The following is a 26,197-nucleotide window of genomic DNA, read 5'->3' as shown; positions in this document are numbered from 1 at the left end:
ACGCGTCAGGCAGCCTTGATCGGGTTGCCGGTGGTCGGATTTTCCGCCGTGGCCGGTGCGGTCGCATCCTTGCCGATGCGGCCGAGATGGGTGAAGCGGAAACCGGCGTCGTATTTGAGGCCGTAGCCAAGCGCGCGGTCGAAGCCGATATGGGCGAACCAGACCAGTGCGATCGAACCGGCGATCGGCTCGGCGGTGGCGATACCGGCGAGCGCGAGCAGCAGCGGCGCGATGGTCGCGTGCACCAGATTATAGACCCCTGCGCCGATCCGCGGGCCGGCCAGATAGGCCAGCATGCTGAGGTCCGGGACGAAGAAAAACAGGGCATAGATCTGCCAGGGCGCGCCCGAGATCCAGTAGAACAGCGTCATTCCGACAAACAGCGCCGCGCCTTCCCAGCGCAGCAGGTCACGCACGCCACCCGTGGCTGCGCCACTGTTTTCATTGATCACGATATTGGTCATCCGGCGCTCTCCCTTGTCTGATCCGGATATAGGCAGGATCGCCGCCGGCGCCATGCGATTTTGGGGGATTCAACCCTTCCTGATGGGCGTTTCCACCGCTCAAAACCCCATGCTAGAACCTCGCCCAAACCCCGCGGCTGCCGCGGGCGATAACACGTGACATTGACGGGCTGGAGCACATGAAAGACATCCTGGACACCCTCGAAGCGCGTCGCGCAGGCGCCAAACTGGGCGGCGGCGAGACGCGGATCGAGTCGCAGCACAGCAAGGGCAAGCTGACCGCCCGCGAGCGCATCGAGCTTTTGCTCGACAAGGGGTCGTTCGAGGAATTCGACATGTTCGTCGAACACCGCTCCGTGGAATTTGGCATGGAAAAGTCCAAGATTCCCGGTGACGGCGTCGTCACCGGCTGGGGCACCGTCAACGGTCGCAAGACCTTCGTCTTCGCCAAGGATTTCACCGTGTTCGGCGGTTCGCTGTCCGAGACCCACGCGCTCAAGATCACCAAGCTGCAGGATATGGCGATGAAGGCGCGGGCGCCGATCATCGGCCTCTATGACGCCGGCGGCGCGCGCATCCAGGAAGGTGTCGCGGCGCTCGCGGGTTACTCCTACGTGTTCCGCCGCAACGTCCAGGCCTCGGGCGTGATCCCGCAGATCTCGGTCATCATGGGACCCTGCGCCGGCGGTGACGTTTATTCGCCGGCCATGACTGACTTCATCTTCATGGTGAAGAACACCAGCTATATGTTCGTCACCGGCCCCGATGTTGTGAAGACCGTCACCAATGAGGTGGTCACGGCCGAAGAACTCGGCGGCGCCAGCGTGCACGCGACGCGCTCCTCGATCGCCGACGGCGCCTTCGAGAACGACGTCGAGACGCTGTTGCAGATGCGCCGGCTGATCGACTTCTTGCCCAGCAACAACACTGCCGGCGTTCCGGAATGGCCCAGCTTTGATGACATCGAGCGCGTCGATTACTCGCTGGATACCTTGATCCCCGACAATCCGAACAAGCCCTACGACATCAAGGAATTGATCCTCAAGGTGGTGGACGAGGGCGACTTCTTCGAGATCGCGGAGACGTTTGCCAAGAACATCGTCACCGGTTTCGGCCGCATCGCCGGCAAGACCGTCGGCTTCGTCGCCAACCAGCCGATGGTGCTGGCCGGCGTGCTGGATTCCGACGCCTCGCGAAAGGCCGCGCGCTTCGTGCGCTTTTGCGATGCCTTCAACATCCCGATCGTGACGTTTGTCGATGTGCCGGGCTTTCTGCCGGGCACCGCGCAGGAATATGGCGGCCTGATCAAGCACGGCGCAAAACTGCTGTTCGCGTACAGCCAGTGCACGGTGCCGCTCGTCACGGTGATCACGCGAAAAGCCTATGGCGGCGCGTTCGACGTGATGGCCTCGAAGGAAATCGGCGCCGATATGAACTACGCCTGGCCCACCGCACAGATCGCCGTGATGGGCGCCAAGGGCGCGGTGGAAATCATTTTTCGCCAGGATATCGGCGATGCCGAGAAGATCGCTGCGCGCACCAAGGAATATGAAGACCGCTTCCTGTCGCCGTTTGTGGCCGCCGAACGCGGCTATATCGACGACGTGATCATGCCGCACTCCACCCGCAAGCGCATCGCCCGCGCGCTGGCAATGCTGAAGGACAAGCATTTGGAAGTGCCGATGAAGAAGCACGACAATATGCCGTTGTGAGGGGACCAGGTTCATCAATGACGCCATAGCGGTCGACGTTGATGTCCTTTCTTTGTGGTAGCATTCGTCTCTGACAAGGACCTGCGAGGATGCGCATGATGATGAAAGCCCGTAGCCGGATCTTCAGCATTCTTGCCATGCTCGTTGGCCTCGCGAGCACCGGCGCTCTCGCCGACGAGACCGTCACCATCGGCGGCTCACGCGCGGTGCTGATCAAACCCGCATCGCCGCGCGCGAGCGTGATCCTGATGCCGGGCGGCAGCGGTGCCATCAATCCGGGCGAACATGGCGAGATCAACGGGCTGAAGGGCAATCAGCTCGTGCGAACCCGCAGCGCCTATGCGGCGCGCGGGCTGGCGGTGCTGGTGGTCGATGCGGGGACTGATCTGTCCAGCGCGGTGCAATACATGGCCGCGATCAAGCGTCCGGTGACGGTGGTGGCCACCAGCCGCGGCACGCAGCGTGCCGCCTAGGGGATTGCGCGCGGCGCGCGGCCGGATGCGCTGGTGCTGACCTCGGGCTTTCTCAGTGCGGAGTCGGGTGGCGGCAGCAATGTGATGTCGATCGTCGGCTCGCCCTCGGCATTGCCGCGCACGCTGGTCATCCATCATCGCAATGACGGCTGCAAGTTTACCGCGCCGGCGGGCGTCGATCCCTTCGTGAAATGGTCGGCCGGGCGCGCCCGCGTGGCGTGGCTGAGCGGCGGACGTAACGACGGCGATCCCTGCGAGGCGCGGGGATATCATGGTTTCAACGGCCTCGATGGTCAGGTGGTCGGGCTCGTTGCAGGTTTTCGATAACGGCGAGATGCTGAATGTGCGAGTTCCCGCGCGCATTCAGTTTCCATTCATGCCGCTGGTCCGATCCTGATGCCCTCACGGATATCAGGAGGGATCGCGATGGAACGCCGTCATTTTCTGAAGATCGCCTTCGGCTTTGCCGCGGGCGTCGGCTTGGCCGCTCAGGCCATCACGCAGGCTCAGGCCGCGCCGCTGCTGCCGACCAATCCGCTCGACAACCACAAACCGGGCAACGAACCGCAGCCTGCGGTGGCGTCGCAGGACGACGTCGATCGTCTCCAGCCCGAGCAAGTCCAGTGGCGTCGCCGCGGCTGGCGGCGTCGCCGGTTCTGGGGCTATCGCCGCCGGCATTGGGGCTGGCGTCGCCGTTATCGGGTCCGCCGTCGTTACTGGCGCCGCCGGTACTGGTAGGGCAAGCCCGTTTGTGCTGACGCTCAGTCTCTCCAGGGCGTCAGCGGTTTGGTCTGGCCGGGTTCAATGCCGCTCAGGTGGCGACGCACGTTGTCATAGCTGCGATCACCGGGGGCAAAGGTCTGCGAGCCGTCAGCCGGCTTGCCGTCCACCGTGCGGGTGAAATGCAGCACCAGACTGTCATCGGCATTCATGGTGGCGCTGCCGTAATAGGGCATGGACAGCCGCGCGTCCTCCGCCAAGGCCGCGCCAGCCATGAGTAGAATGGGGAAAGTGAGAAACAGACGGGTCATGACACCTCCTGCTGTGAGGTTGTGATGGAGGCTCAGGAAGATGGCGGGGATTTGTCCGCCGCCGGTCACCGCATGCACGGATTTGTGTTACAGGTCGCCGTCATCCGCTGCCGACGAGTCCCATGCCCCATACCGAAGCCCTGCTGTTTCCGCTCGCCATGATCGCGCTCATTGCCGAGGCGATGACGGCTGCGCTGGCGGCCGGGCGACGCAAGATGGATTGGCTTGGCGTCGCCATGCTCGGTTGCATCACGGCGCTGGGCGGTGGTTCGGTGCGCGACATGCTGCTCGGGCACTACCCGCTGTGGTGGGTGAAGAGCCCGTATCTCCTGCTGCTGACCGGCGGCGCTGCGCTGCTGACCATCGGGCTCGCACGGGTCGTGCATCGTTTTCACGCGCTGTTTCTGGTGCTCGATGCCATCGGCCTCGTGGTCTTCACCATCATGGGCTGCAACATCGCCCTCGCCATGGATCAGCCGCTGCTGATCGTCGTGGTGGCCGGCATGATCACCGGCTGCGTCGGCGGCGTGCTCCGCGACGTGCTGTGCAACGACGTGCCCCTGCTGTTTCGCGCCGAACTCTATGCCAGCGTGTCGATCGTCACGGGGCTTCTCTGTATCGGCGGCATCAAATACGGATTCAGTCCCGATCTCGTGACGCTGGTCGCCGCCGTGACCGGTTTAGTATTCCGCCTGCTGGCAATCCGGCTGAAGCTGGAGATGCCGAAATTCGTCTATGACAGCGACGCCAAATAGCGCTCTGCGTCAGCGCAGCCCCATGCAGCTCGCATAGAACGTGGTCGTCGCCGGCCAGTCGGAAAACACACCGCGCACGCCGACGTCTCTCGCCAGCACGTCCAGCACCGTCAGCGTGTCGCCCTCGCGATCGATGGCGGGTTTGATCGAGCGATGGAAGAAACCGCCGCCGTTTGCGAGCGGCCCGTCGCGCTCCAGCGACCAGGTGATCAGATCGAGCCCGGCGTCGCGCGCTGCCTTGGCATAAGGGGAGGGCACGATCTTGTTGGTGCCATCAAGCGTCAGCAGCATGTAGATCGGCGGCGCGAGGATCTTGACGCCGGCAGCCTTGAGTTCGGCCATGGACGGCTTCCACGTTTCCGCGCGCATGTGATCGAAGCCGGGTGTTTCATAGCGGCCGTCGAGATAAACCGCCTGTGTGCCAAAGTCCGACGCGGTGCGGATCCAGAACTTGATGTCGTTGAGATCGAAGCTCTGGGCAAATACGTCACCAGGCGGAATGCCGGCGGCGCGATACTCGTCGAGCATCTGGGTCGCGTATTTCTCCTGGCTGTAATCGCCGTCGAACGGCATCGGCACTTCCGGCGCCTTCAGCTCGGGCGTGAATTTGGCACCGAGGCTTTTGATCAGCGCGATGCTCTCGGCATGGGTCATCAGTGTGCCCGAGCTGGCATAAAGGTCAGTGCGCCAGCGCGGCGTACCGTTCTGATAGTCGGCAACGGTGGTCGCCGATGTGTTGGCGGCATCCATCTTCGCTGTCAGCGTCCTGAACTCCGCCAGCGTGATGTCGCTGGTACAGCATTTCGCCGACGCCTTCCTGCCGGTGGCGGGATCGGCAGGGCTGAAGGGCTGCGTGCATTTATTCGCCAGCGCCGGCACCGAGAGAATATTGGTGGTCGTATGCAGGTCGCATTGCGAATGCCGGCAGACCAACTGGCGGTCCTTCGTAAAGGTCACGTCGCATTCGATCACGCCGGCGCCCATGCGCGCCGCAGCGAGATAGGACTCGCGGCTGTGCTCGGGGAATTGCAGTGGCGCGCCGCGATGGGCGATGGAGAAATCGCTCTTGCGAAACGGCCCGGTGCAGGTGCTGAGCTTTGCCTTCAGCGGGCCGTCTTTCATCTTGTCGACGAGATAGAACGGCCGCGGACCCAGCTGCGGCTCGGGCAGTGCGATGGTGTCGGCGCGGCCGGTCGTCAGCGATGAGAGGCCGAGCAGCCCGGCCAGTATGAGACGACGCAAAGCGCGCGACATGACGATCTCCAGAATAGCGAAGTGCCATTCTGTCATCTTCGTGTGACGGCTGTAACCGGCGCGTGGGCAACAAAAAACCCCGCCATAGGCGGGGTCTTCGTCGTCAGGATTGTGCAGCGATCACCAGCGGCGGATGCAGCGGCCGTAGGGATTGCGGAAAAAGCCGGGGGGGCAGTAACCCGGGCCACGCGGCGGCGGACCACGGAACATCGGACGACAACCGCCATAGGGACCGCGGGCATAGCCGGGGCCACAGCCTTGAGCGACCTGGATTACGCCAGCCGTCTCGGCTGCGCTGAGTGGTGCCAGTGGCATTGCATTGGCGGCACTAAGGCCTCCGACGCTGACGGCGAACAGAGCCGCAGCAAAGATCGTCTTCATTCGTGTTCTCCCTCGATGGTGCCGCGATGCGGCGCAGAGAATAATGATGGCATCGCATCACCCGCTGCAGGACTCTTACGGGCAAGAAAATTGCTGGGGATCAACGCTGCACAGCACGATTAAGCCGATTCGATCTGAATACAGCATGAATGTTTCGGGATATCCGCGTAGCAGTGCGCGGCAGTTGCTACTTCGCCGCGAGGAAGCCCAGCATCAATTCGTTGAATTTGGCCGGTGCATCGAGAAACACGATATGGCCCGCGTCCGGAAGCAACTCGGCCTTCGCGTTCGGCATCTTCGCCGCCAGCGCCTTGGCCAGATCGGCATTCTGGCCCATCTTCGGCCGCAACGCTTCCGGCGCATTCGGCTTGCCCGGTGCGTTGTGATCGTCGGCGCCCATGATGAACAGGGTCGGCAGGGCGATGAGCGGAATTTCGTGGACCACGGGTTCGCGATAGATCATCTGCGCCGAACTGACGAAGGCGCGCAGCCAGCGCGGATATTCCGGCGACCCCTTGATGTTGAAACGCGCGTCGATGAAGGGAGTTACCTGGTCGGGCTGCATCTTCAGCGAATAGTTCACCTCGAGCTGTTTGCGGTAACCTTCCGCCGTCAGCTTGTCTTCGTTCTCCAGGATCTTCTCAGTCGGCGTCGGTGGCACATAGAGCCGATAGTCTTCCAGTCCGATCGGCGCCGCGAGCAGCAGGTGATCGATGCGATCGGGATAAGCGCGGGCAATGCGCACGCTCAACATGCCGCCCAGCGAATGCGCCACGATGTCGAATTTCGCGATCCCAAGGTGATCCATCAGCGCGACGGTGTTACGGGCGAGGGTGTCGAAATGCAGATCGCCTGATGGCTTCGATGATTTGCCGAAGCCGATCTGGTCGGGGACCACGACGCGGTAACCTGCCTCGTTCAACGTACCGATCACCGGCGCCCAGTAGCTCGATGGAAAATTGCGGCCGTGCAGCAGTATGACGGTTCGACCATTGGGCTTGGTCGATGGCACGTCCATATAGGCCATGCGCAGCTGTTCGCCGTCATTGACCAGCGGCAGCATATTGACGGGGTAGGGATAGGGGAAACCTTCGAGGCCGATGCCGTAGGGCTCGCGTGCCGCAGGAGGCTCGGCCGCTTGCGATGAGGTGAACGGCAGGGTTGCAATCAGCGCAGTGAGCAGCAGGCGGTTCATCGGGGGCTCCGGGAGAAGGAAGGTCCGGCGCGGTTTCGGGCTGCATTGCGGCGAAGGTAAGCCGGCGTCTTCACGTTTTCCGGATGGCGTCGCCGGTGGTGCCGAACAATGCCTCGAAACGCTTCTCACCGCTACGGGTGAAATGCACTACGCGGCTGCCGGGCGAGGGGTCTCTGGCCGCCCATTTCATGGCAGTGAATGAGGTCATGATGGCGGCGCCGAGTGTGCCGGCCAGATGATGGCGCCGCTCGCTCCAGTCGAGGCAGGCCTTGCAGACCGGCCGGCGCGGATGAGTCAGCGTCGCCGGATCGATCCTCAATTCTTCAGTAACGAACCGGCTGCCCTGGGTCGTGAGTTCGATGACCCGCTCGGTCTGCCGGATCAGCTTCTGTGCCCGCATACTGTCGAGCATCTGCACGCCGAGATCGCCGGCGAGATGGTCGTAGCAAATCCGTGCGCGGCGCAATGCGGGTTCTTTCGGCCCGGTGCGAACGCGGAGATGGCCGGCGCGGGCTGCCAAGCCGGCCAGACCTTCCAGCACTCCGGCGACATCGGGACCGGTGAGGCGATAATAGCGATGGCGCCCTTGTTTTTCCGGCTCGATCAAGCCGCCTGCTTCGAGTTTGGAAAGGTGTGAACTCGCGGTCGGTGCCGTAATCCCGGCTTCCTGGGCGAGTTCGCTCGCGGTCAGCGCACGGCCCGTCATCAGCGCCGTCAGCATATTGGCGCGTGCAGGGTCGCCAACAAGTGCGGCGACCATGGCGATGTCCGGACCTGCTTTCATACTTCGACGCTAATCGAAGTATTACAGTCGATCAAGCGGCTATATCCAGGCATCTACAGAGGGAGCCGCCATGACGATCACTGTCTTCATTCGCTATCAGATCGATCCGTTCAAACGCACATTGTTCGAGGCCTATGCCAAGCGCTGGCTGACGATTATTCCCAAATGCGGTGGCGATCTGCAGGGCTATTGGATGCCCCATGAAGGAACGAACAACGTCGCATTCGGCCTGATCTCGTTTCCGAGTCTCGCGGCCTATGAGGCGTATCGCGCCAGACTGCGGAGCGACGCGGACGGCGTTGCGAATTTTGCTTCGGCCGAGGAGCACCAGTTCATTCTGGCGGAAGAGCGCACATTCCTGCGCCAGGTGACCGCATAGTCCACGCGCGACAAAGCCGCGGACATTGCTGTCCGCAGCTTTGTCTGCCCGTCGCGCCGTTACTTCGGCGCGCCGCCCTTCGAGCTGTCGATCTCGGTGCCGGTCGGAGCCGATTGAGGGGCCTGCGATCTCGCAGGTGCCGCACCGGTGGTGACGCCGGGCTGATTATTGGTCGGCGTCACATCCCGCACGCCGGGAGCTACTGGCGGCTTCGAATAGGAATCCGCGACATTGTTGGTTGGCGCCGGCGCCTTTGGCGTGCTGTCCTGCGTCGCGGGGGCGGATTGGGATGCGGTCTTCGTCGCGTCGCCCGGATTCATCGATGTATTGTTCAGGCCGTAGAATACGGCGCCGAGCAAGACAACAATCCCAAGTGCATAAATAGCCATGCGGCTACCGCTGGCTGGCCCTTCCGCGAGTTCGGGATCGGCCTGCAGCTCATTGTCGAGCCGCGCAGGATTGCGGATGTCATCAGCGGGATTTGGACGATACGGATCATTGGGATTGGGAATGTTCGCCATGTCGTGTCCTCCTGTGCGGCAAGACAACAGTCAGATGAGGTGCATGTTCCAGAGATTGTGCCATTCCAGAGCCGCGTCCTATCCAGAGCCGCGTCCTATGTGGCAATGCAGCGTGATCGGGTCTGCTCATCAGATGTTAAGGCCTGGCTGCGACGCTGAGGCGATTATTGATTCGCAGAAGCGCGTGGCAGCCCGAATGTTCGATACGATTATCCTCCTGACGGGTCCTGCTGAGCACTCGGTCTTTACAACTTTGCTCCGTGGTCACAATCCGGCCCTGACGGTCCTTCCTGTTTTCACAGCTGAAGATCTGGCGGCGATCGAGCCCGATTGGCTGCGCCGGGCGCGGATGATTTCGTTCACCACTGGCGTGATAGTCCCCGGCGCGGTGCTCGATCAGCTTGGCTTTGGCGCCTACAATTTCCATCCCGGCCCGCCGCAATATCCCGGCTGGGCCCCGGCACATTTTGCGCTCTACGATCATGCGACCGACTTCGGCTGCACGGTCCATCGCATGATTGCACGTGTCGATGCCGGACCGATCGTGGATGTCGAGGCGTTCCCAATTCCGGCGGACATCAGTGTCGCGGGTCTGGAAGAGATTGCCTATACGAAGCTGGTCCAGACTTTCTGGCGGATGGCACGCGTCCTGGCCACACAGCCGGAGCCGCTGATCGAGCGGGCGCTGCGCTGGGGCACCACGCGTCACACGCGTAAGGCCTATGAGCAGATCTGCGATATCCCGGTAAGCATCGAGAAAGACGAATTGCAGCATCGGGTCAAAGTCTTCGGCACCGACCATTTCGGCATCGTGCCGACCATCGGTCTGCACGGCTTCCAGTTTCGGGTCGTCGTGCCCGAGACTGAAAGCGCTATTGCGGACGAAGCTGCCGAAGCCTAGCGGTTAGCCGCGAAGCTCTGGTGCTGCGCGGGCGGCGTCGCTGACGTGTGCGTCTTGGACACCTTGCCGTTGAATTCATAGAGCAGGAAACTCAGCACCACGAGTAGCCCCACGCCGATGATGGCCTTGGTCGGCTTGTGATCATGCTCTTCGCCGCAATCCGGATGATAAGAACCGTCATTCGTCGACGCCATATCGCTGCCGGCGAGTTCAGGCTGCGACGTCCAGGTATTCAGCTTCTGATCCATTTCCGTCCTCCATGCCTGATGTTGTCAGGGTGACCGGACAGAAATGGCCCGTAAAGGCCGATGTTCCGTTTCGGGGGTGCTATTAGCGGGATGCTGCCTTGCTGAGAGGCAGCGTTTCGAAATATTTCTGAAAAAGCTTTGGAACCCATCGCTCCCCGACACGTTTCAACATCTCACCGGTATAGGTGACACGTTAGGGGCAGTTTCGGAATGAGTGGCGATAACGGCCGGTTTGCAACCGGCGTACCGGGTCTCGATGCGATCCTGGGCGGGGGCGTTTTCGACGGCGGCATCTACATCATTCAGGGCGCCCCGGGCGCCGGAAAGACGATTCTGGGCAACCAGATCTGTTTCGCGCAGGCCGCCCAGGGGCGGAACGCGCTTTACATCACGCTGCTTGCCGAAAGCCACGCCCGCATGATCGGACACATGCGGCGGATGACCTTCTTCGATGAAGCAGCAATTCCCGACCGCATGTCCTATGTTGGCGCCTTCAAGACGCTGGAAGACGACGGGCTGCGCGGACTGCTGGACGTGGTCCGCCGTGAGGTCCGTACCCGCAAGGCCAGCATCCTTGTGCTCGATGGTCTCATCACCGTGCACGAAAAGGCGCGCTCCGAACTCGAGCTGAAAAAATTCATCCACGAATTGCAGACCCAGGCTGCCTTCAGCAACTGCACCATGTTCCTGCTGACCAGCGCCTTCGACGCCGATGCGCATCCGCCTGAGCATACGATGGTGGACGGTCTGATCGAGCTGCAGACCTCGTTGCACGGCCGCCGTGCCGAGCGTTCGCTGCAGGTCCATAAACTGCGTGGCACCTGGTTCATGGGCGGCAAGCACTCCTATCGCATCACCGAGAATGGACACGCCATCTATCCGCGTATCGAGGCGCTGCTGGAGACACCGAGCGTTTGGGACAGCGCCGACGGTCCGATGGTCTCGGTCGGCATTGGCGGCGTCGACAAGATGCTCGGCGGCGGCGTCGATACGCATTCGGTGACGGTGGTGCTCGGGCCTTCCGGTTCGGGCAAAACCACGGCCGGTCTTCAGTTCCTGACCGGCGGTCCCGCCAATGAACCGGCGATGCTGTTCGGGTTTCACGAGAATCCGATGGCGCTGCGGATCAAGGCCGACAGCCTCAAGCTGCCGCTGAAATCGCGGGGCGACAAGGTCACGCTGATGTGGCGCCCGCAGACAGAAGCGGTGCTCGACGAGGTCGCAACCGAGCTGCTCTCGACCATCAGGCAGTACGGCGTGCGCCGTCTGGTGATCGATGGCATCGAAGGCTTCTCGAAGCTCACCGACGAAAAGGAGCGCATCGGCTCTTTTTTGTCGGCGCTGTGCAACGAGTTGCGCGCACTCGGTGTTACCACGCTGGCAACCGCAGAAACGGACCACGCTGGCATGACACCCGGGCAGCCGCTCAAGGGCGTCAACCAGACGGGTCTCTCCGCGGTTGCCGAGAACATCATCGCGCTGCATCTCGCAGCCTTGCGCTCGGAAAACCATCGTCTGATGACCATTCTGAAATCGCGTGACCGCCGGACCGATATGCGCATGCGCCGCTTTGAAATTCTCGACGGCGGCATCGTTCTCGATGCCGATTTCCAGAGCGCGGAGCGCATCCTCAGGGACATTTCTAGTCAGGGACCTGCACCAACTCCATCGACGGATCTTAAGTTGACTGGAGAATAGCGGTGCGAACTGTCCTGATTGTCGAGGACGAATGGGCGATCGCCGACTGGCTCGAAGTCCTGTTGAGCGAATATGCCTTCAATGTCCTCGTAGCCGGCAACGGCCGTGAGGCGCTCGACATTCTGCATCGGGACACGCCCGATCTCGTGCTTACCGATTTCATGATGCCGTTCCTCGACGGCGCCGGCCTGATCGCAGCGATGGGGCAGGACGAGCGGCTGAGCGGAATTCCGGTGGTCGTCATGACCTCGTTGCTGGAGCATGTCGTGCGCGACCGAGCAGGGCGTTTTCGCGCCTATCTGCGCAAGCCGTTTCGCGAGGCCGATCTGATGAAGATCATCAGCGAGATATTCCCGGGCGAGGCCTGAGCCTCCTTTGGCAGTTTGTGCTGCATCGCACTGCAGCGTGAAGCCGTTACGTCCTTGCGCCAAAGGCCTTTGCGGCGACACAACGTGACAAGCCTACCGGCCGCATTCATCACGAAATTGCGTTCTTTGGACGCGGGGCTCCATTGCCCAGAATTGTGGTGCGCCCTGTTCAAAATCCAACATAGACTGTTTCTAAGGGAGTCGAACGACCCCAGATAATAGGCGCGAGCAGGCCGGGCGACAGCTCAGTGGCCGCAGTGACGAGGGTGGGAATGGGAATCAATCAAGGCGCGATCAGTCTCGATCAGAAATACACCCAGGGCTCTGGCCACATTTTCCTGACCGGCATTCAGGCGCTGGTTCGGCTGCCGATGGCACAGGTCCGCAGGGACCGCGCGGCGGGTCTGAACACCGCAGCCTTTGTTACCGGCTATCGCGGCTCGCCGCTCGGCGGCTACGACCAGCAGCTCGTGGCCGCGCGGAAACATCTCGATCAATACGGCGTCAAATTCCAGCCCGGCGTCAATGAGGACCTCGCAGCCACCGCGATCTGGGGCACCCAGCAGCTCAATCTCTCGCCCGGCGCCGAATATGATGGCGTGGTCGGCATCTGGTACGGCAAGGGCCCCGGTGTCGATCGCTGCGGTGACGTCTTCCGTCACGGTAATGCTGCCGGCTCCGCGAAATTCGGTGGCGTGCTCTGTCTCGCCGGCGACGATCACGGCGCCAAGTCGTCGACCGTTCCGCATCAGTCCGACCATGCCTTCATCTCGGCGCTGATGCCCTATCTCTACCCGTCGTCGATCCACGAGATGATCGAGATGGGTCTGCTCGGTATCGCGATGTCGCGCTATTCCGGCTGCTGGGTTGGCATGAAGGTGATCACCGAGACCGTGGAGACCACGGCGGAGATCAACCTCAATGACGAGATGACGCCGTTCAATATTCCCACCGATTTCGAACTGCCGCCGGATGGTCTGAACCTGCGCTGGCCGGACGATCGCTATGTGCAGGATCGCCGCTTGCAGGACTACAAGGGCTTCGCTGCGATTGCCTTTGCCCGCGCCAACAACATCAACCGTGTCACCATGGACTCGCCAAATGCGCGCTTCGGCATCATGGCCTCCGGCAAGAGCTATGAGGACGTGCGCCAGGCACTGCGCGAGCTCGGCATTACCGAAGAGGTGGCCGCGAAGATTGGTCTGCGGCTGTACAAGATCGGCATGCCGTGGCCGCTGGAGCCGGAAGGCGTGCGCAAGTTCGCGGTAGGTCTCGATGAAATCTTCATCGTCGAGGAGCGCCGCGAGATCGTCGAAAACCAGGTCAAGCAGGAGCTGTTCAACTGGCGCGACGATGTGCGGCCACGCATCGTCGGCAAGATGGATTCCCACGATCATCGCTTCCTGCCATTCGCCGAAGAGCTGAGCGTCGCCAAGGTTGCGACCTCGCTGGTGGATCGCCTGCTGGCGATGGAGATCGATCCGGAGATCGCGGCACTGCTGCGCGCCAAGGCCGACTGGTTTCACGGCCGCGAGGCCTCGCAGGTCCAGAACGTCGTGCCGATCACGCGCACACCGTATTTCTGCTCGGGCTGCCCGCACAATACTTCGACCAAGGTCCCGGAGGGCTCGCGTGCGCTGGCCGGCATTGGCTGCCACTTCATGTCGCTGTGGATGGATCGCTCCACCGAGACCTTCACCCATATGGGCGGTGAGGGCGTGCCATGGACCGGCATTGCGCCGTTCACCAAGGAGAAGCATATCTTCGCCAATCTCGGCGATGGCACATACTTCCATTCCGGTTCGCTGGCGATCCGTCAGTCGATCGCCTCCAAGGCCAACATCACCTACAAGATCCTCTACAACGATGCGGTGGCGATGACCGGTGGTCAGCACCATGACGGTGACCTGTCGCCGCAGAAGATCACGTTCCAGCTCCACAGCGAGGGCATCCGCGAGATCTATCTCGTGTCGGAGAATCCCGATGCCTATCCCGCCAACACCATTGCGCCGGGCGTGAAGCTGGCGCATCGCGACGAACTCGACAACGTGATGAAGACGCTACGGGACGTGCCAGGTTGCTCGGCCATCGTGTTCGTGCAGACCTGCGCTGCCGAGAAGCGTCGCCGCCGCAAGAAGGGCATTCTGGAAGACCCGCAGCGCCGCGTGCTCATCAACCCGGCAGTCTGCGAAGGCTGCGGCGATTGCTCGGTGCAGTCGAACTGCATTTCGGTGGAGCCGCTGGAGACCGCACTAGGTCGCAAGCGCACCATCAATCAGTCGTCCTGCAACAAGGACTATTCGTGCCTCAAGGGCTTTTGCCCGTCCTTCGTCACGGTCGATGGCGGCAAGCTGAAGCGCAAGGCGCCCGTTGAACTCGGCACCATCGGTATATTGCCGGAGCCGGCCACGCGGCCGACGCTCGACAAGCCCTATAATGTCGCCGTCGGCGGCGTCGGTGGCACCGGCGTGCTGACCATCGGCGCGCTGCTCGGCATGGCCGCGCATATCGAGGGCAAGGCCTCGATGATCCTCGACATGTCTGGTCTCGCGCAGAAGGGCGGTGCGGTGCTCAGCCATGTGCGTCTCGCCAACGACACTGGCGACGTCACCTGCTCGCGCATCGTCACCGGCACGGCCGATGTCCTGATTGCTGCGGATGAAGTGGTGGCCATCGCCAAGGATACGATCTCGCTTTGCGAGAGCTCGCGCACCACTGGCATCGTCAACACCCATCTCATTCCGATCGCGGATTTCGTGCGCAACCGCGACTTCAATTTCCAGTCCCGCAAGGTCAACAACGTGCTGGAAACGTCGCTGCGCAAGGAATCGACATTCCTCGACTTCACCAAGGCGGCTGAAGCGCTGCTTGGCGATTCCATCGCCACCAACATGATGATGATGGGCTTTGCCTATCAGCAGGGGCTGCTGCCGTTGCAGGCGGCGTCCATCGAACAGGCCATCGAACTCAATGGCGTCTCGATCAAGATGAACATGCTGGCGTTCCAGCTTGGCCGTCTTGCCGCCGCCGATCCGGCACGGCTCGCGGACATGCTCAAGGGCGCCGATGAGACCATCGCGCCAAAGACGCTGGATGAGATGAGCCTCGACGAGATCGTCGCCCATCGCAGCGGATTGCTGACGGACTATCAGAACAGCAAGCTCGCCGAGCGCTACCAGGCGATGGTCGATCTGGTCCGTGAGGGCGCCATGCGTGGTGGCTATGACGATGAACTGCCGCGCGCGGTGGCGATCAACTATGCCAAGCTGCTCGCCTACAAGGACGAATACGAAGTCGCGCGGCTCTATACCGATGGCAAGTTCGAGAAGCAGTTGCGCGATCAGTTTGAGGGGGACGTCAAGATCAGCTTTAACCTCGCACCGCCGATGCTGCCCGGCACCGATGCGTCGGGCCGCCCGAAGAAGCGCGCCTTCGGCGCCTGGATGCTGCCGCTGTTTCGCATTCTGGCGAAGCTGCGCAGCTTGCGCGGCACGCCGCTGGATGTGTTCGGCTACAGCGCCGACCGCAGACTGGAGCGCGACCTGATCGCCGGCTATGAGAAGGACGTGGCCACAGTGTTGAACCTGCTGTCGCCGCTCACGGTGGATACTGCCGTGCAGCTCCTCTCGCTGCCGGACAGCATTCGTGGCTACGGCCCGGTGAAGGAAGCCTCGGTGCAGGCCGCGAAGGTGCGTTACGCCGAACTCGCCAAGGACCTCGCCAATCCGCCGCCGGCGCCGCGCCAGATCGCAGCGGAGTAGGGCTTTCTTTTCTCTCCCCCCAAGCGGCGAAGCCGCGCAGTGGGGGAGGGATGCCTCTGACGCCAGAGCGCCATCGCAGATGTGAATTTCAAACAGCCCCCGCTCTTCAGACATGCGTCATCGCCCCCATTGTTTGCGGCGCGGGGGCGCCGTCGTCTTTTGCATTCCCGCCCCCTTGTGAGAGGGCGTGCGGAACGCCGGGTGCCCGTTGCACCCTTGGGCCTGATGCGAATGCGGTCTTCCGCAGGTTAGTGTGCATCAGGACTTTCGGAGGCGCCGAGCAAGTGCCCGACGTTCCGCATGCGGTGTTTTTCGGTTGCTTGCACATCTGCCATGGCGAACGGTCCCATCACCAAAATTAGTGTCCCAGGGCGGAGGGACAGGGTAGCCGCAAAGCACTTGGCCGAACGCGTTTCGATTTGGTCGTCCGTCACACTGTCCCGGAGTCTTTCCATCCCAAGGTCGGCCGTCTCCTTGCCAGTGGCAGTGCTGGCGCAGATCCGTCCTGCCCGAAGACAGACGTCCCCCATGAACCGCGTGACGCCGCATCTCCGGCGTCCACCGCATCCCGCCCCGCGAACGTGACGATCGCGATCGCCCCTCTCGGTGGGGCAGGACGGAGGGGAATATAGTCCATGCAGGGATATTGTCAACGGGAGATAGGAAAAAATGTTTGGGGACTGTCTTGCCGCCCCACACTGTCATTCCCCGGCAAACCAATTGGTTTGCCTGAGGGCGCGGCCGGCACTTGCCGGACGCGAACCCGGAATCTCGGCATGGGAGTCTCTAGTCAGTGCAAAACACTCTGGGATTCCGGGTTCGCACTTCAGCGGCTTCGCCGCTTTCGTGCGCCCCGGAATGACGAGTCAGGACGAAAGCCTCACACCCCGATATTGTCGATCAGCCGCGTCTTGCCGATCCTCGCGGCCACCAGCAGTCGCACCGGGCCGTCCTTCATCGAAGTGACCGGCGCCAGTGACTCCGCATGGCGCGCCTCGAAATAATCCAGCGCGAAGCCGGCTGCCGTAATCATCGCGGCGCCACCGGCCATGGCGGCTTCAAGGTCATCGCCTGCCTTCAGGCGCTTGGCGGTTTCCTTCATCGCCTTGTAAAGCACCGGCGCCGTGGCGCGGTCTTCCGGCGAGAGATAGACGTTACGCGACGACATCGCGAGACCGTCGCGCTCGCGCACCGTGGTTGCGCCGGTCACCTTGACGCCGAGATCGAGATCCCGCGCCATGCGCGTCACGACCTTGAGCTGCTGGTAGTCCTTCTCGCCGAAGAACGCCATGTCCGGTCGCACCTGCGTGAACAGCTTGCCGACGACTGTCGCGACGCCGCCGAAGAAATGCGGGCGGAAGCGATCTTCGAGATCGGCGGTGGCCGGGCCTCCGGTGGTGATCTTCGTCGCGAAGCCTTCCGGATACATGATCTTGGCGTCGGGATTCCAGATCAGGTCGACGCCGGCTTCGGTGAGTTTGGCGACGTCGCTCTTCCAGGTGCGCGGATAGGAGCCGAAGTCCTCGGTCGGCGCGAATTGCGTTGGATTGACGAAAATCGACACCACGACCTTGCTGGTGCGGCGCTGGGCGAGGCGCACCAGGGAGACGTGGCCGTCATGCAGCGCTCCCATGGTCGGCACCAGGCCGATGGTCGCCTTGCGCGCGCGCAGGCCGTCGAGCGCCTTGCGGAGGGCGGGCAGGGTGCGGGCGACGATCGGGGTGCGGGGCATTGCGGCTCGTTCTTGTTGTTGGCGGCGGCGGGTGGGGGCGTGCGCGCCCTGCTTATCAAAGCTCGCGGGATCACCCAAGCCTCACGATACCGGGCTGGCGGGTGTCCTGATGCCGCAACCGGCCGCCGGGATTCATGATTAAGCGCGGCTGATCGCCCGCACAGCAGGATGCCCCTGTATTTAGCTTGACCCTTGCCACGCCTCGCGATTTGAAGATGATCGAAGGATCGCGCGATGTTGATGCAAACCACCCAGGGCCAGTCCGGCACGGCGCATGTGATCGTGCTCGGCAATGAGAAGGGCGGGTCGGGCAAATCGACCACTGCGCTTCATATTGCTGTGGCGCTGCTGAAGGCCGGTCAGCGCGTCGCCACCATCGATCTCGACAGTCGCCAGCAGAGCTTCACGCGCTATATCGCCAACCGCGCAGCCTGGGCGCAGAGCGCCGGACTTGCGCTGGAAGTGCCGACCCATAGCTGCGTCAAGCTCGGCGAGACGATGCAGATTGCCGACAACGAAGCCTTTGAACTCGATCAGTTCATGACCGCGGTGAGCGCGGTTGAGCGTACTCACCATTTCATCGTCATCGACACGCCTGGCAGCGATACCTATCTGATGCGTCTGGCGCATTCGATGGCCGATACGCTGGTGACGCCGATCAATGACAGCTTCCTCGATTTCGACGTGCTCGGCGCCGTCGATGCTACAAGCTACAAGGTGACCGGCGAGAGCCACTATTCGAAGATGGCACGCGAAGCGCGGCGCAAGCGCCGCCAGCACGATGGCTCCACCACGGACTGGATCGTGGTGCGCAACCGGCTCTCGATGCTCGGCTCGCACAACAAGATGCTGGTTGCCGGCGTCCTCGATCAACTTTCGCTGCAGCTCGGTTTCCGCGCCATCGACGGTCTCGCCGAGCGCGTGATGTATCGTGAGTTCTTCCCGCGTGGCCTGACGGCGCTCGACGATCTCAACGAAGCTACGCTCGGGCGACGCCCGAGCATGGGCCATGTCACGGCGCGCGAGGAAGTCATCGAACTGCTGCGCAAGTTGAAGCTGCCGCTCGATGAGCGTGGCCGTCGCCGCGCCGCCAACCGCGCCGAGTGGTTTGCCCAGGTCGACAAGCCGCTCGACGTTCACGACATCCTTGGCAACTGAGTCGCGTTCACGGTGCAAAGCCAGCGCTGCGCGTTCGGCGGGCTATGAACGATCCCGCACTCAACTTCACGCTGATACCACAGGTATCATTTTCTTTTACCGGGGAACGAGTCACCCCTTCGACAGTTGATTTGTCGTTGAAAACAGGGCGTTTTTGAAATTCCGATCCCTTGCGAAACTTGTTCAAAATCGCTCAATTCGACCGTGGCTTTCTTTAGCAACTGCACAAGAAACGGGTGCGGCGCACAATAACATGGCTCGGAATTCACAATATTTAGCCTTTCTGTCACCGGGCTGTGACATATATGCTGTTGAAGCAGCCGCTTGAGGCCATTCCGGCCCATAAGTGCTGTAGCCGGCTGAGACCTATCTCTAGCTGGCCGATCAGGGACGAACATGAAACGCGGACTTCTCATTCTGCTTTCGGTTTGCGTGCTGACCACCGCCGCGTATTTCACCGCGTCGAAGTGGGCCATTCGGCATGAGACGCTGACGTTCTTCGACGCGTCGCGTAATCGTCCTGTGCAGGTCGACATCGCCGTTCGTCGCGACAAGGAAATGCAGGCCAATGCCGGCATGATCACTCTGCCGGTCGCGGTTCTCAATCACGGTAACACCGTCAAGTTCACCGAATACTCGTTCCTGGCAAACGTGTTTGCGGCGCGTGGCTATATGGCCGTCAGCATCCAGCACGATCTCGATACCGACGCTCCGCTCGTGACCAAGGTCGGCGAGCTCTATGTTGGCCGTCTGCCGGTCTATGAGCGCGGCGTTCAGAACATCAAATACGCGGTGAAAGAGCTGAAGAAGATTCAGCCGAACTCCGACTACGATCATCTCACGCTGGTCGGCCATTCCAACGGCGGCGACATCTCGATGTTCTACGCCAAGGAATTCCCTGATGACGTCAAGAAGGTCGTGACGCTGGATAACCTGCGCGTGCCGTTCATGACCGATGGCAAATTCAAGATCCTGTCGTTCCGTTCGCACGATACGGTGTTCAAGCCGGATCCCGGTGTCGTGCCGGATGACGAGATCTGCGAGAAGGCCGGTATCACGGTCGTCAACACCGGCGCGCAGCACACCGACATGAGCGATCGCGGTCCGGAAACCCTGAAGACCAAGATTCAGGGGCTGCTCGACAAGTTCCTTGACGACGACAGCAAGCTGTCGCCGGTCACCGGCAAGCCGAAGATCATCGAGCAGCCTGCGCAGCAGAGCAATGCGGCTGACCCGAACAAGATCGCGCAGTATACGCCGAGCGTGAATTGAGTCCTTTGCGGCGCGGTTGACCGCGCGGCCTATGCTCGCCACATGAAGCTTGCACCAAACGCGAGTTGTCATGGCCAGCGATCCCACGATCCCCAAATCGAAAACCGATACGCTGACCCAACCGTCGGCATCGGCCGACATCGCAGCATTTGTAGCAAAAGCGAAAGCCATGGCGCCGCATGCAGCGGGCGGGCGCGGGCGGCTGGTGTTTGCGCTCGATGCCACCATGAGCCGACAGCCGACCTGGGACATGGCCTGCACGCTGCAGGCCGACATGTTTCGCGAAGCCGCATCGATCGGCAGTCTCGATATCCGTCTCGTCTATTTCCGTGGTCTCAGCGAGTGCCGCGCGACCGGCTGGATTTCGGATACCGCACAACTGGCGCGGCTGATGGGCAAGATCTCGTGCCAGGGCGGTCAGACCCAGATCGGCAAGGTGCTGTCGGAGACCCGGCGCGAGGCGGTGGCCTCAGGCGTGCGTGCATTGGTGTTCGTGGGCGACGCCATGGAGGAGTCCGTCGACGAGCTCTGTGCACGAGCCGGCGAGCTCGGCCTGCTGAAAGTACCGGTCTTCATGTTCCAGGAAGGGCAAGACCCGGCGGCCGAACAGGCGTTTCGCGAAATCGCCCGGCTGACCGGGGGAGCCTGGTGCCGGTTCGATCCGGGAGCGGCTGCGCAGCTCCGCGAATTGCTGCGCGCGGTAGCCGCCTATGCCGCTGGCGGACGTGAGGCGCTGACGCGGCTGGCATCGTCGGCGCCGGGTGCGGCAAAGCTGCTCGGCCAGATGCGATAAACGGTCTGCAAAACCGTTTCGCGGATCGCGGCAACCGACTATCTATCCCTCATGCCTACTTTGATCGCCGGCGCGCTCGCCGTCTTTGTGCTCTACATGCTGCTGCAGATGTTCCGCTCGGCCAACCCGGCGCTGCTGGCGCGCGGCATCAAGCTGGCCGGCGGTGTGCTGGCGCTGGCCGTCGCGGCCTTCACTGGGATCAAGGGCGAACTGGCGGTGGCGATCCCGCTCGGAATCTTCGGCGCGGGTCTCTTGGGCTGGGCGCCGTTCGGCACGGCGGGTTTTGGCAATATCGGCGGCATGTTCGGAGGCGGGACAAAATCGTCTGGCCAGACCTCGCAGGTCCGCTCGGCGTTTCTCGACATGACCCTCGATCATGACAGCGGCCAGCTCAGCGGACGGATCGTCGCCGGCCCTTATGCGGGGCAGTCGCTCGATGCATTCGACCTGCCGCAACTGGCGGCGATGATGGCCGGCTTCGACGCGGAGAGCGTGGCGCTACTTGAAAGTTATCTTGACCGCCGGTTTCCCGCCTGGCGTCAGAACGCGCAGGGCGATACGGCAGGGCGGCACGACCGCGCGGCGTCTGGCAGTAAAATGACGGAAGAGGAGGCTTATCAGATCCTTGGCGTGAAGCCGGGTGCGACCCGCGACGAGATCAGCCGCGCGCACCGATCCCTCATGAAGAAACTGCATCCCGACCAGGGGGGCTCGACGTACCTGGCGGCCCGTGTCAACGAGGCCAAGGACACTCTGCTTCGCACGCATCGCAGCTAACTCCAGCACGCTTTTACGCTACAACTGCGAGCAGCTTCCGTTTCTCTGAGAACGCCCCATCGCCCGCCGTTGTCCGGCATGGTCGATCAATCCCCGTCTGTATTTTGTACTGGCTAAGTCTTGACGAGAAGTTGTCACCACGGGGATTTATGGTGACCAAAAGCAAAATGGCCGGGACAATGTCCCGGCCATTTGCGTATCCGACGGTATCAGTCGATCAGTTCTTGATGGTGATGCAGGAAATCTCGGAACGCTTCAGCGTCTTGCAGACAGCTTCGGCTTTTTCGCGATCAAGGCCGGCGAAGCGGGCACGGTAGAGTTTCCTGTCGCCCTTGCCGACGACCGCTTCAGTGAACGGGTCGGCCTTGCCCAAGAGGCCACGGGCTTGTTCACGCGCGGCGTCGAGGCGGATCCGTGCTTCGCTCTCGCTCTCCAGTGCGCCGACCTGAATGATCCAGCCGGTGTGGATCGCGGCGGGTTTGATAGCGCCGCCCTGTTGTACCGTCTGCGGAGCGGGAGCCTGAGGAGCTGGCACGTTACGCGGGGCAGGGTCGGCATAGGCCATCTGGGTGCCGCTCTGAGCGGCGCCAGAGGCTGGAAGAACACCGAGAAGTCCATTGCCGGTTCCGAAGCCTGCCGGCTGGCGCGGCATCTCCGAGCGGGCATAGAGCGAATTGGTGGTCTCGGGCGAGCGGGCGGCGGGCTCAGAGCGCGCCGTGATGGCATTGGTGGCGGCCGGAGGGGCGGGTTGCTCGCCGCCGGCGGAGGCCAGCTTGTACTGACCGGACTTGACCTGGACGGTGCGGACCCGAACCGGCTTCATCGGCTCTGACGAGCCCGGAATGGTCGAGATGGGCTCGGATTGGATGACACCTGAATTCAGCGGGCCAGGCTCGGGCTTGCGGGCCTGCGGCATCGGCGCTGCCGGGGGCAGGGCTGCGGTGGCAGCGGCGAAGACGGACGGGCGCGCCGCTGGCGCGGCGGGACGAGCCGGGGGCTCGGAGACCGGTTCAGCGACGACCGGCGTTGCAGCAGCCACCTGGATGGCGCCGTTGACCTGTTTGGTTTCGATCGGACGCGCCTGGGCCTCGGCTTCGGCGACCTCGGTCGCGGCTTCGGACGGATTGCGCTCGGTGATCGCGGCCACGGTGCGGCGGGTGGCACCCTTGTCCAGGTTCTCGGCAAGCAGGTTGCGCATGGCCGCGTCGCGGGCGCCGCCGCTGCGGCCGCCAAGCACGACGCCGACCAGATGGCGGTTGCCGCGCTTCATCGACGAGACGAGGTTGAAGCCGGAGGCGCGGGTGTAGCCGGTCTTGATGCCGTCGACGCCTTCGACTGACCCGATCAGGCGGTTGTGGTTGCGGATGTTGCGGCCGCGATAATTGAAGGAGGCGGTGGCAAAGTAGCGGTAGTAGCGCGGGAAGCGATCCTGGATGGCGCGGCCGAGTACCGACTGGTCGCGCGCGGTGGTTACCTGCGCATCGTCAGGGAGGCCGGAAGCATTGCGATATACCGTGCGGCTCATGCCGAGCGCGCGGGCCTTCTTGGTCATCAGTTTGGCGAAATCGTCTTCGTCGCCGGCAATGGCTTCGGCGATGACAACGGCGGCGTCGTTGGCGGAGCGGGTCACCAGGGCCTTGATGGCATCTTCGACGCGCAGCGTCTGACCAGGGCGCAGGCCCAGTTTGGTCGGAGCCTGCACGGAGGCGTGCTGCGAGACGTCCATTTCGCTGTCCAGCGTGAGCTTGCCGGATTCCAGCTTCTCGAACAGCATGTACAGCGTCATGATCTTGGTCAGCGACGCCGGATGGCGCGAACCGTCGGGATTGTTGGACGAGAGAACCGCACCGGAATTGCCATCGACGATGATCGACGAGAAAGCGGGATTGTAACTGGAGACGCGCGCGACGTGGCTTCGCGATTTATGTCGGCGGCGGGCATCCGCACTGTCAGTCGTAAAGATGACCGCGATGCTGAGAGTTGCCAGCCCAAGAGCGCACACCCGCAAGGTGCGCGACGAAGCAAACGTTGTGCGAAGCATGGACTTCCCCGTCAGATCAGTCTCATTCCCCGGATCGTGAGGCTAAATTATGCCCAACAACCGGGGATGTGTCTCAGTTTTAAGCGTCAGCCTGAGCGGTTCTCTCGGCGGGATGGCAGAAGCATACGCGGCCATTCTGGCTAAGAGTATGTACTCATGCAGTTTTTGGGCTTTTTGGCCCCAACGCACCAATGCAAGAAATCAGGGTAGGTCCGGCGAGTTTCCAAAAGGTTAAGCAACCCTTGCCAGTTACCCGTGCATTTATTGCCAATGGTAAAAATTGTGCATCGCACAGGATTCTTGACGTCATTGTGCACCGCACGATAGATGGGCAGGTCAGATCAGACCGGGGTCCACCCGGCCGCGGCTGACCCGTTCAATCCGGGAAAGGATTTGCAGTGATCAAGGTCGAAGACATCCAGCAGTACGGCAAGGAGCAGTTCGAGAGTGCTGTCGCATCGGCAGCCACGCTTCAGAACGGTGCACAGGCTATCGCTGTCGCGGTTGGCGACTACACCAAGAAGTCGTTCGAGGACGGCAATGCCTTCGTGACCAAACTGTCCGGCGTGCAGTCGCTCGACAAGGTGCTCGAAGTGCAGACCGAATACGCCAAGTCGGCCTATGAATCCTTCGTCGCTGAATCGCACAAGATCAGCGAACTCTATGTCGATCTCGCCAAGCAGGCCTACAAGCCGTTCGAAGGCTTCGTCGCCAAGATGACCCCGGCGCGCTAAACGATACGGTCTTCAAATCAAAACGCCCGGCCTGATGGCCGGGCGTTTTTGTTTGAAGGTGCGCTCGGTCTTACTTGGCGACGCGGAGCTTGTTCAGCGAGTTGCCGATCGCTGTGAACGCTGCGGCGATGCCGGCGTTGGTGCTTGTAGGAAAGAAATTACCGGCATCGGCACAGGATTTCAGAACTGCGGATTCCGGGTCGCCGCCGGTGTTGACCTGGATGGTGTAGACAACGATTGCCTGATTATTGCTGTCAGGCTTCTTGATGTTGGCACACAGTAATTTCTGTCGATCGTCAACCTGTGTCGACCAATTACTGCCGTCACCATACCATCGGTCCTTGGTATTCATGCCGTCCGACAAGATGATAAGTGCATCTGTGTATTTGTAGTTCGAATCCTTGACCGGTGCCGGAAATGGATCGCTACCGATCTGCAAGGTGCGCCAGGCCCATGCCATGCCGATAGCCTGGTTGGTGCCGCCGTTGGCGGTTAAGTCGGTGATCTTCTTCTTGAGCGTATCAGCGTTGCTAACATTGTTGGTCGAACCATAGACCGACGTCATCCCCAGAATGGCTGCGGGGCATGCATCGTACTGGTAGGCCGGATAGCGTGCCGTGCCCGACGGGGCTTCGTTGGTGGTGTCGTAAGGCTGATCGCGGTCAGTGACGCAGCCATTCCAGGCGTTCTTGTTGGAGCTCGCGTTCCAGGTTTTGTTAGCCGCTTGGCACTCGGCTTTGGTATCGTAGTACGAACTGCTGCAGGATCCATATTCGTCCCATTTGAGCCAGGTCGCGTTCTTGTTCGACGCGCCGACATTGACCATCTGCGCAAACGGAATGATCGAGACATAGGTGTCCTCGGTCATGCGCGAGTTGGCGCTCAGTGTATCGATGAGGCCCGTTGCTGCGTCCTGCATCGCCTTCAATTTTCCGGTCCCCATACCCATCGACCCGGTGACGTCGAGCGCCATGGCAACGCGCATGCGCGTCGAGCCCCAGGTCGTGGTCGAGCCGCTGCTAATCCCTAGTTGCGGGAAGCCGACCATCTTCATGAAATCGGTTGCGACGGCACCGGAGCCGTTGACCGTGACCGTGGAGCCGTCCTTGGTGTTGGTCGTGTAGCTCGCCGTTACCGTGATCTGGCCGGCATTCGTATTGGTGTACAGCGCCTTGAAATAGGCGGTCGCCTTCGAGGTGACATCGGTCGTCGACATGGTCGGATTGGCGGACAGGTCCTTCGAAACCATCAGGGCTGCAGAGTCGAGCGCCGCCTGCATCGCCGAGCGGGCCGCGTTGGCCCGGGAGTAGTCGACGGCGGCGCCCACGAAGCCGAGCAGGGGCACCAGAGCGACGGCGAAGGTCATCGCGATATTGCCGCCGTCGTGGCGTGCAAATCGGGATGCGATGCGCTTCGCGTGGCTTGAAATCGATTGAATAAACATCGTGACCGCCAATGGTGAGTTTCTGGAGGTCATTTCGGGGGCGGCGGCTGAACAGGTGGTAAAGGCGTCCTCAGAAAATCGGTAAAAGGCCAACTATTGGCGTGCCGCTGCGTCAGCGCCCGGTATTATCGTGAACGACGGTTAAATGGCTCGTTTGCTTATCCGGTCAAATCGAGCACAATCGGTTAACCCTGACCGAACCGGGGGCCATCAGGCGGGGTGCGCGGCGAGCCATTCAAGGTGCTTGCAGTGCGCTTGCGAGAACGGCCACAGGAACCCATATTGGCTCCATCGGTCCTGTAACGGACAGCGTCGCACCCA

Annotated in this window: 26 protein-coding genes; 15 read left to right on the top strand and 11 right to left on the bottom strand. The window is 62.0% G+C overall.

Annotation, left to right across the window (positions count from 1 at the left end; genetic code table 11):
* Nucleotides 1–5: 5 nt before the first annotated feature.
* Nucleotides 6–464 (bottom strand): DUF4260 domain-containing protein, encoded by a 459-nt coding sequence (locus AB8B20_RS07640; RefSeq protein ID WP_120291964.1) that lies wholly within the window; start codon nucleotides 462–464, stop codon nucleotides 6–8.
* 179 nt (nucleotides 465–643) lie between these two features.
* Between AB8B20_RS07640 and AB8B20_RS07635 the strand changes: the two genes are divergently transcribed.
* The 4 genes from AB8B20_RS07635 (at nucleotide 644) to AB8B20_RS07620 (ending at nucleotide 3,387) form a co-directional block, all read left to right on the top strand.
* Entirely contained in the window at nucleotides 644–2,176 is a 1,533-nt protein-coding gene (locus tag AB8B20_RS07635; RefSeq protein ID WP_439072183.1) for an acyl-CoA carboxylase subunit beta, read from the top strand.
* 98 nt (nucleotides 2,177–2,274) lie between these two features.
* Nucleotides 2,275–2,649: a hypothetical protein gene (locus AB8B20_RS07630; protein WP_439072182.1), complete on the top strand. Its 375-nt coding sequence runs from the start codon at nucleotides 2,275–2,277 to the stop codon at nucleotides 2,647–2,649.
* A gap of 33 nt (nucleotides 2,650–2,682) precedes the next feature.
* Nucleotides 2,683–2,976, top strand: a complete 294-nt coding sequence (locus AB8B20_RS07625; protein WP_439072181.1) for a hypothetical protein — start codon at nucleotides 2,683–2,685, stop codon at nucleotides 2,974–2,976.
* A 99-nt stretch (nucleotides 2,977–3,075) separates the two neighbouring features.
* Nucleotides 3,076–3,387 (top strand): twin-arginine translocation (Tat), encoded by a 312-nt coding sequence (locus AB8B20_RS07620; RefSeq protein WP_439072180.1) that lies wholly within the window; start codon nucleotides 3,076–3,078, stop codon nucleotides 3,385–3,387.
* A 23-nt stretch (nucleotides 3,388–3,410) separates the two neighbouring features.
* On the opposite strand, the gene AB8B20_RS07615 is transcribed toward AB8B20_RS07620, so the two are convergent.
* The gene (locus AB8B20_RS07615) at nucleotides 3,411–3,680 is read right to left on the bottom strand and encodes a hypothetical protein (protein WP_439072179.1); all 270 of its coding nucleotides are present in this window, start codon (nucleotides 3,678–3,680) and stop codon (nucleotides 3,411–3,413) included.
* A gap of 122 nt (nucleotides 3,681–3,802) precedes the next feature.
* Here AB8B20_RS07615 and AB8B20_RS07610 point away from each other — a divergent pair, with 122 nt between their 5' ends.
* Complete coding sequence (locus AB8B20_RS07610; RefSeq protein WP_439072178.1) at nucleotides 3,803–4,435, top strand: trimeric intracellular cation channel family protein; 633 nt, start codon at nucleotides 3,803–3,805, stop codon at nucleotides 4,433–4,435.
* 9 nt (nucleotides 4,436–4,444) lie between these two features.
* On the opposite strand, the gene AB8B20_RS07605 is transcribed toward AB8B20_RS07610, so the two are convergent.
* The 4 genes from AB8B20_RS07605 to AB8B20_RS07590 all read right to left on the bottom strand — a co-directional run bounded on the left by AB8B20_RS07605 (nucleotide 4,445) and on the right by AB8B20_RS07590 (nucleotide 8,049).
* Nucleotides 4,445–5,689 carry a glycerophosphodiester phosphodiesterase family protein gene (locus AB8B20_RS07605; RefSeq protein WP_439072177.1) on the bottom strand — a complete coding sequence of 415 codons (1,245 nt, stop codon included), beginning with the start codon at nucleotides 5,687–5,689 and terminating at the stop codon, nucleotides 4,445–4,447.
* A 120-nt stretch (nucleotides 5,690–5,809) separates the two neighbouring features.
* A complete protein-coding gene (locus AB8B20_RS07600) occupies nucleotides 5,810–6,070 on the bottom strand; it encodes a GCG_CRPN prefix-to-repeats domain-containing protein (protein ID WP_439072176.1) in 261 nt (86 codons plus the stop codon).
* A gap of 187 nt (nucleotides 6,071–6,257) precedes the next feature.
* Nucleotides 6,258–7,265 carry an alpha/beta fold hydrolase gene (locus AB8B20_RS07595; RefSeq protein WP_439072175.1) on the bottom strand — a complete coding sequence of 336 codons (1,008 nt, stop codon included), beginning with the start codon at nucleotides 7,263–7,265 and terminating at the stop codon, nucleotides 6,258–6,260.
* Nucleotides 7,266–7,335: 70 nt separating this feature from the next.
* The gene (locus AB8B20_RS07590) at nucleotides 7,336–8,049 is read right to left on the bottom strand and encodes an ArsR/SmtB family transcription factor (RefSeq protein ID WP_439072174.1); all 714 of its coding nucleotides are present in this window, start codon (nucleotides 8,047–8,049) and stop codon (nucleotides 7,336–7,338) included.
* A gap of 70 nt (nucleotides 8,050–8,119) precedes the next feature.
* Between AB8B20_RS07590 and AB8B20_RS07585 the strand changes: the two genes are divergently transcribed.
* Nucleotides 8,120–8,428: an NIPSNAP family protein gene (locus tag AB8B20_RS07585; protein WP_439072173.1), complete on the top strand. Its 309-nt coding sequence runs from the start codon at nucleotides 8,120–8,122 to the stop codon at nucleotides 8,426–8,428.
* A gap of 59 nt (nucleotides 8,429–8,487) precedes the next feature.
* Here AB8B20_RS07585 and AB8B20_RS07580 read toward each other — a convergent pair whose 3' ends face one another.
* Nucleotides 8,488–8,949 (bottom strand): hypothetical protein, encoded by a 462-nt coding sequence (locus AB8B20_RS07580; protein ID WP_439072172.1) that lies wholly within the window; start codon nucleotides 8,947–8,949, stop codon nucleotides 8,488–8,490.
* Here AB8B20_RS07580 and AB8B20_RS07575 point away from each other — a divergent pair.
* Nucleotides 8,939–9,850, top strand: coding sequence for a formyltransferase family protein (locus AB8B20_RS07575; RefSeq protein WP_439090607.1), 912 nt, complete (start codon nucleotides 8,939–8,941; stop codon nucleotides 9,848–9,850). The genes AB8B20_RS07580 and AB8B20_RS07575 overlap by 11 nt on opposite strands.
* On the opposite strand, the gene AB8B20_RS07570 is transcribed toward AB8B20_RS07575, so the two are convergent.
* Nucleotides 9,847–10,098 carry a hypothetical protein gene (locus tag AB8B20_RS07570; RefSeq protein ID WP_184517809.1) on the bottom strand — a complete coding sequence of 84 codons (252 nt, stop codon included), beginning with the start codon at nucleotides 10,096–10,098 and terminating at the stop codon, nucleotides 9,847–9,849. The two genes, AB8B20_RS07575 and AB8B20_RS07570, sit on opposite strands and share 4 nt — an antisense overlap.
* Nucleotides 10,099–10,308: 210 nt before the next feature.
* Here AB8B20_RS07570 and AB8B20_RS07565 point away from each other — a divergent pair, with 210 nt between their 5' ends.
* The 3 genes from AB8B20_RS07565 (at nucleotide 10,309) to AB8B20_RS07555 (ending at nucleotide 15,925) form a co-directional block, all read left to right on the top strand.
* Complete coding sequence (locus AB8B20_RS07565; RefSeq protein WP_439072170.1) at nucleotides 10,309–11,796, top strand: RAD55 family ATPase; 1,488 nt, start codon at nucleotides 10,309–10,311, stop codon at nucleotides 11,794–11,796.
* Between the two features lie 2 nt (nucleotides 11,797–11,798).
* Nucleotides 11,799–12,164 carry a response regulator gene (locus tag AB8B20_RS07560; protein WP_068731403.1) on the top strand — a complete coding sequence of 122 codons (366 nt, stop codon included), beginning with the start codon at nucleotides 11,799–11,801 and terminating at the stop codon, nucleotides 12,162–12,164.
* A 272-nt stretch (nucleotides 12,165–12,436) separates the two neighbouring features.
* Complete coding sequence (locus tag AB8B20_RS07555; RefSeq protein ID WP_439072169.1) at nucleotides 12,437–15,925, top strand: indolepyruvate ferredoxin oxidoreductase family protein; 3,489 nt, start codon at nucleotides 12,437–12,439, stop codon at nucleotides 15,923–15,925.
* A gap of 880 nt (nucleotides 15,926–16,805) precedes the next feature.
* On the opposite strand, the gene panC is transcribed toward AB8B20_RS07555, so the two are convergent.
* Nucleotides 16,806–17,657, bottom strand: a complete 852-nt coding sequence (panC, locus tag AB8B20_RS07550) for a pantoate--beta-alanine ligase (RefSeq protein ID WP_231080316.1) — start codon at nucleotides 17,655–17,657, stop codon at nucleotides 16,806–16,808.
* A gap of 234 nt (nucleotides 17,658–17,891) precedes the next feature.
* Between panC and AB8B20_RS07545 the strand changes: the two genes are divergently transcribed.
* From AB8B20_RS07545 to AB8B20_RS07530, 4 genes are all read left to right on the top strand, one after another.
* Nucleotides 17,892–18,815: a division plane positioning ATPase MipZ gene (locus AB8B20_RS07545; protein WP_184517799.1), complete on the top strand. Its 924-nt coding sequence runs from the start codon at nucleotides 17,892–17,894 to the stop codon at nucleotides 18,813–18,815.
* A 396-nt stretch (nucleotides 18,816–19,211) separates the two neighbouring features.
* Nucleotides 19,212–20,087 (top strand): alpha/beta fold hydrolase, encoded by an 876-nt coding sequence (locus AB8B20_RS07540; protein WP_093761275.1) that lies wholly within the window; start codon nucleotides 19,212–19,214, stop codon nucleotides 20,085–20,087.
* Between the two features lie 70 nt (nucleotides 20,088–20,157).
* Entirely contained in the window at nucleotides 20,158–20,880 is a 723-nt protein-coding gene (locus AB8B20_RS07535) for a VWA domain-containing protein (RefSeq protein WP_439072168.1), read from the top strand.
* A 51-nt stretch (nucleotides 20,881–20,931) separates the two neighbouring features.
* The gene (locus AB8B20_RS07530; RefSeq protein WP_439072167.1) at nucleotides 20,932–21,657 is read left to right on the top strand and encodes a DnaJ domain-containing protein; all 726 of its coding nucleotides are present in this window, start codon (nucleotides 20,932–20,934) and stop codon (nucleotides 21,655–21,657) included.
* 217 nt (nucleotides 21,658–21,874) lie between these two features.
* On the opposite strand, the gene AB8B20_RS07525 is transcribed toward AB8B20_RS07530, so the two are convergent.
* Complete coding sequence (locus AB8B20_RS07525) at nucleotides 21,875–23,698, bottom strand: serine hydrolase (RefSeq protein ID WP_439072166.1); 1,824 nt, start codon at nucleotides 23,696–23,698, stop codon at nucleotides 21,875–21,877.
* A 398-nt stretch (nucleotides 23,699–24,096) separates the two neighbouring features.
* Between AB8B20_RS07525 and AB8B20_RS07520 the strand changes: the two genes are divergently transcribed.
* On the top strand, nucleotides 24,097–24,432 hold the full coding sequence (locus AB8B20_RS07520; protein WP_068734393.1) for a phasin family protein: 336 nt from the start codon (nucleotides 24,097–24,099) through the stop codon (nucleotides 24,430–24,432).
* 70 nt (nucleotides 24,433–24,502) lie between these two features.
* On the opposite strand, the gene AB8B20_RS07515 is transcribed toward AB8B20_RS07520, so the two are convergent.
* On the bottom strand, nucleotides 24,503–25,876 hold the full coding sequence (locus AB8B20_RS07515; RefSeq protein WP_439072165.1) for a TadE/TadG family type IV pilus assembly protein: 1,374 nt from the start codon (nucleotides 25,874–25,876) through the stop codon (nucleotides 24,503–24,505).
* Nucleotides 25,877–26,197 lie beyond the last annotated feature (321 nt).

The sequence above is a fragment of the Tardiphaga sp. 866_E4_N1_4 genome (assembly GCF_052076075.1).
Lineage (GTDB): Bacteria > Pseudomonadota > Alphaproteobacteria > Rhizobiales > Xanthobacteraceae > Tardiphaga > Tardiphaga robiniae.
This window is presented reverse-complemented; position numbering and strand designations above follow the sequence as displayed.

What these genes read in the sequence shown, in the direction of transcription:
- AB8B20_RS07635 (WP_439072183.1), top strand. Translation starts at nt 644, where the DNA reads ATGAAAGACATCCTGGACACCCTCGAAGCGCGTCGCGCAGGCGCCAAA.
- AB8B20_RS07530 (WP_439072167.1), top strand. Translation starts at nt 20,932, where the DNA reads ATGCCTACTTTGATCGCCGGCGCGCTCGCCGTCTTTGTGCTCTACATG.
- AB8B20_RS07620 (WP_439072180.1), top strand. Translation starts at nt 3,076, where the DNA reads ATGGAACGCCGTCATTTTCTGAAGATCGCCTTCGGCTTTGCCGCGGGC.
- AB8B20_RS07580 (WP_439072172.1), bottom strand. Translation starts at nt 8,949, where the DNA reads ATGGCGAACATTCCCAATCCCAATGATCCGTATCGTCCAAATCCCGCT.
- AB8B20_RS07590 (WP_439072174.1), bottom strand. Translation starts at nt 8,049, where the DNA reads ATGAAAGCAGGTCCGGACATCGCCATGGTCGCCGCACTTGTTGGCGAC.
- AB8B20_RS07615 (WP_439072179.1), bottom strand. Translation starts at nt 3,680, where the DNA reads ATGACCCGTCTGTTTCTCACTTTCCCCATTCTACTCATGGCTGGCGCG.
- AB8B20_RS07640 (WP_120291964.1), bottom strand. Translation starts at nt 464, where the DNA reads ATGACCAATATCGTGATCAATGAAAACAGTGGCGCAGCCACGGGTGGC.
- AB8B20_RS07565 (WP_439072170.1), top strand. Translation starts at nt 10,309, where the DNA reads ATGAGTGGCGATAACGGCCGGTTTGCAACCGGCGTACCGGGTCTCGAT.
- AB8B20_RS07630 (WP_439072182.1), top strand. Translation starts at nt 2,275, where the DNA reads ATGATGAAAGCCCGTAGCCGGATCTTCAGCATTCTTGCCATGCTCGTT.
- AB8B20_RS07605 (WP_439072177.1), bottom strand. Translation starts at nt 5,689, where the DNA reads ATGTCGCGCGCTTTGCGTCGTCTCATACTGGCCGGGCTGCTCGGCCTC.
- AB8B20_RS07610 (WP_439072178.1), top strand. Translation starts at nt 3,803, where the DNA reads ATGCCCCATACCGAAGCCCTGCTGTTTCCGCTCGCCATGATCGCGCTC.
- AB8B20_RS07600 (WP_439072176.1), bottom strand. Translation starts at nt 6,070, where the DNA reads ATGAAGACGATCTTTGCTGCGGCTCTGTTCGCCGTCAGCGTCGGAGGC.
- panC (WP_231080316.1), bottom strand. Translation starts at nt 17,657, where the DNA reads ATGCCCCGCACCCCGATCGTCGCCCGCACCCTGCCCGCCCTCCGCAAG.
- AB8B20_RS07575 (WP_439090607.1), top strand. Translation starts at nt 8,939, where the DNA reads ATGTTCGCCATGTCGTGTCCTCCTGTGCGGCAAGACAACAGTCAGATG.
- AB8B20_RS07540 (WP_093761275.1), top strand. Translation starts at nt 19,212, where the DNA reads ATGAAACGCGGACTTCTCATTCTGCTTTCGGTTTGCGTGCTGACCACC.
- AB8B20_RS07595 (WP_439072175.1), bottom strand. Translation starts at nt 7,265, where the DNA reads ATGAACCGCCTGCTGCTCACTGCGCTGATTGCAACCCTGCCGTTCACC.
- AB8B20_RS07585 (WP_439072173.1), top strand. Translation starts at nt 8,120, where the DNA reads ATGACGATCACTGTCTTCATTCGCTATCAGATCGATCCGTTCAAACGC.
- AB8B20_RS07525 (WP_439072166.1), bottom strand. Translation starts at nt 23,698, where the DNA reads ATGCTTCGCACAACGTTTGCTTCGTCGCGCACCTTGCGGGTGTGCGCT.
- AB8B20_RS07570 (WP_184517809.1), bottom strand. Translation starts at nt 10,098, where the DNA reads ATGGATCAGAAGCTGAATACCTGGACGTCGCAGCCTGAACTCGCCGGC.
- AB8B20_RS07545 (WP_184517799.1), top strand. Translation starts at nt 17,892, where the DNA reads ATGTTGATGCAAACCACCCAGGGCCAGTCCGGCACGGCGCATGTGATC.
- AB8B20_RS07515 (WP_439072165.1), bottom strand. Translation starts at nt 25,876, where the DNA reads ATGTTTATTCAATCGATTTCAAGCCACGCGAAGCGCATCGCATCCCGA.
- AB8B20_RS07535 (WP_439072168.1), top strand. Translation starts at nt 20,158, where the DNA reads ATGGCCAGCGATCCCACGATCCCCAAATCGAAAACCGATACGCTGACC.
- AB8B20_RS07555 (WP_439072169.1), top strand. Translation starts at nt 12,437, where the DNA reads ATGGGAATCAATCAAGGCGCGATCAGTCTCGATCAGAAATACACCCAG.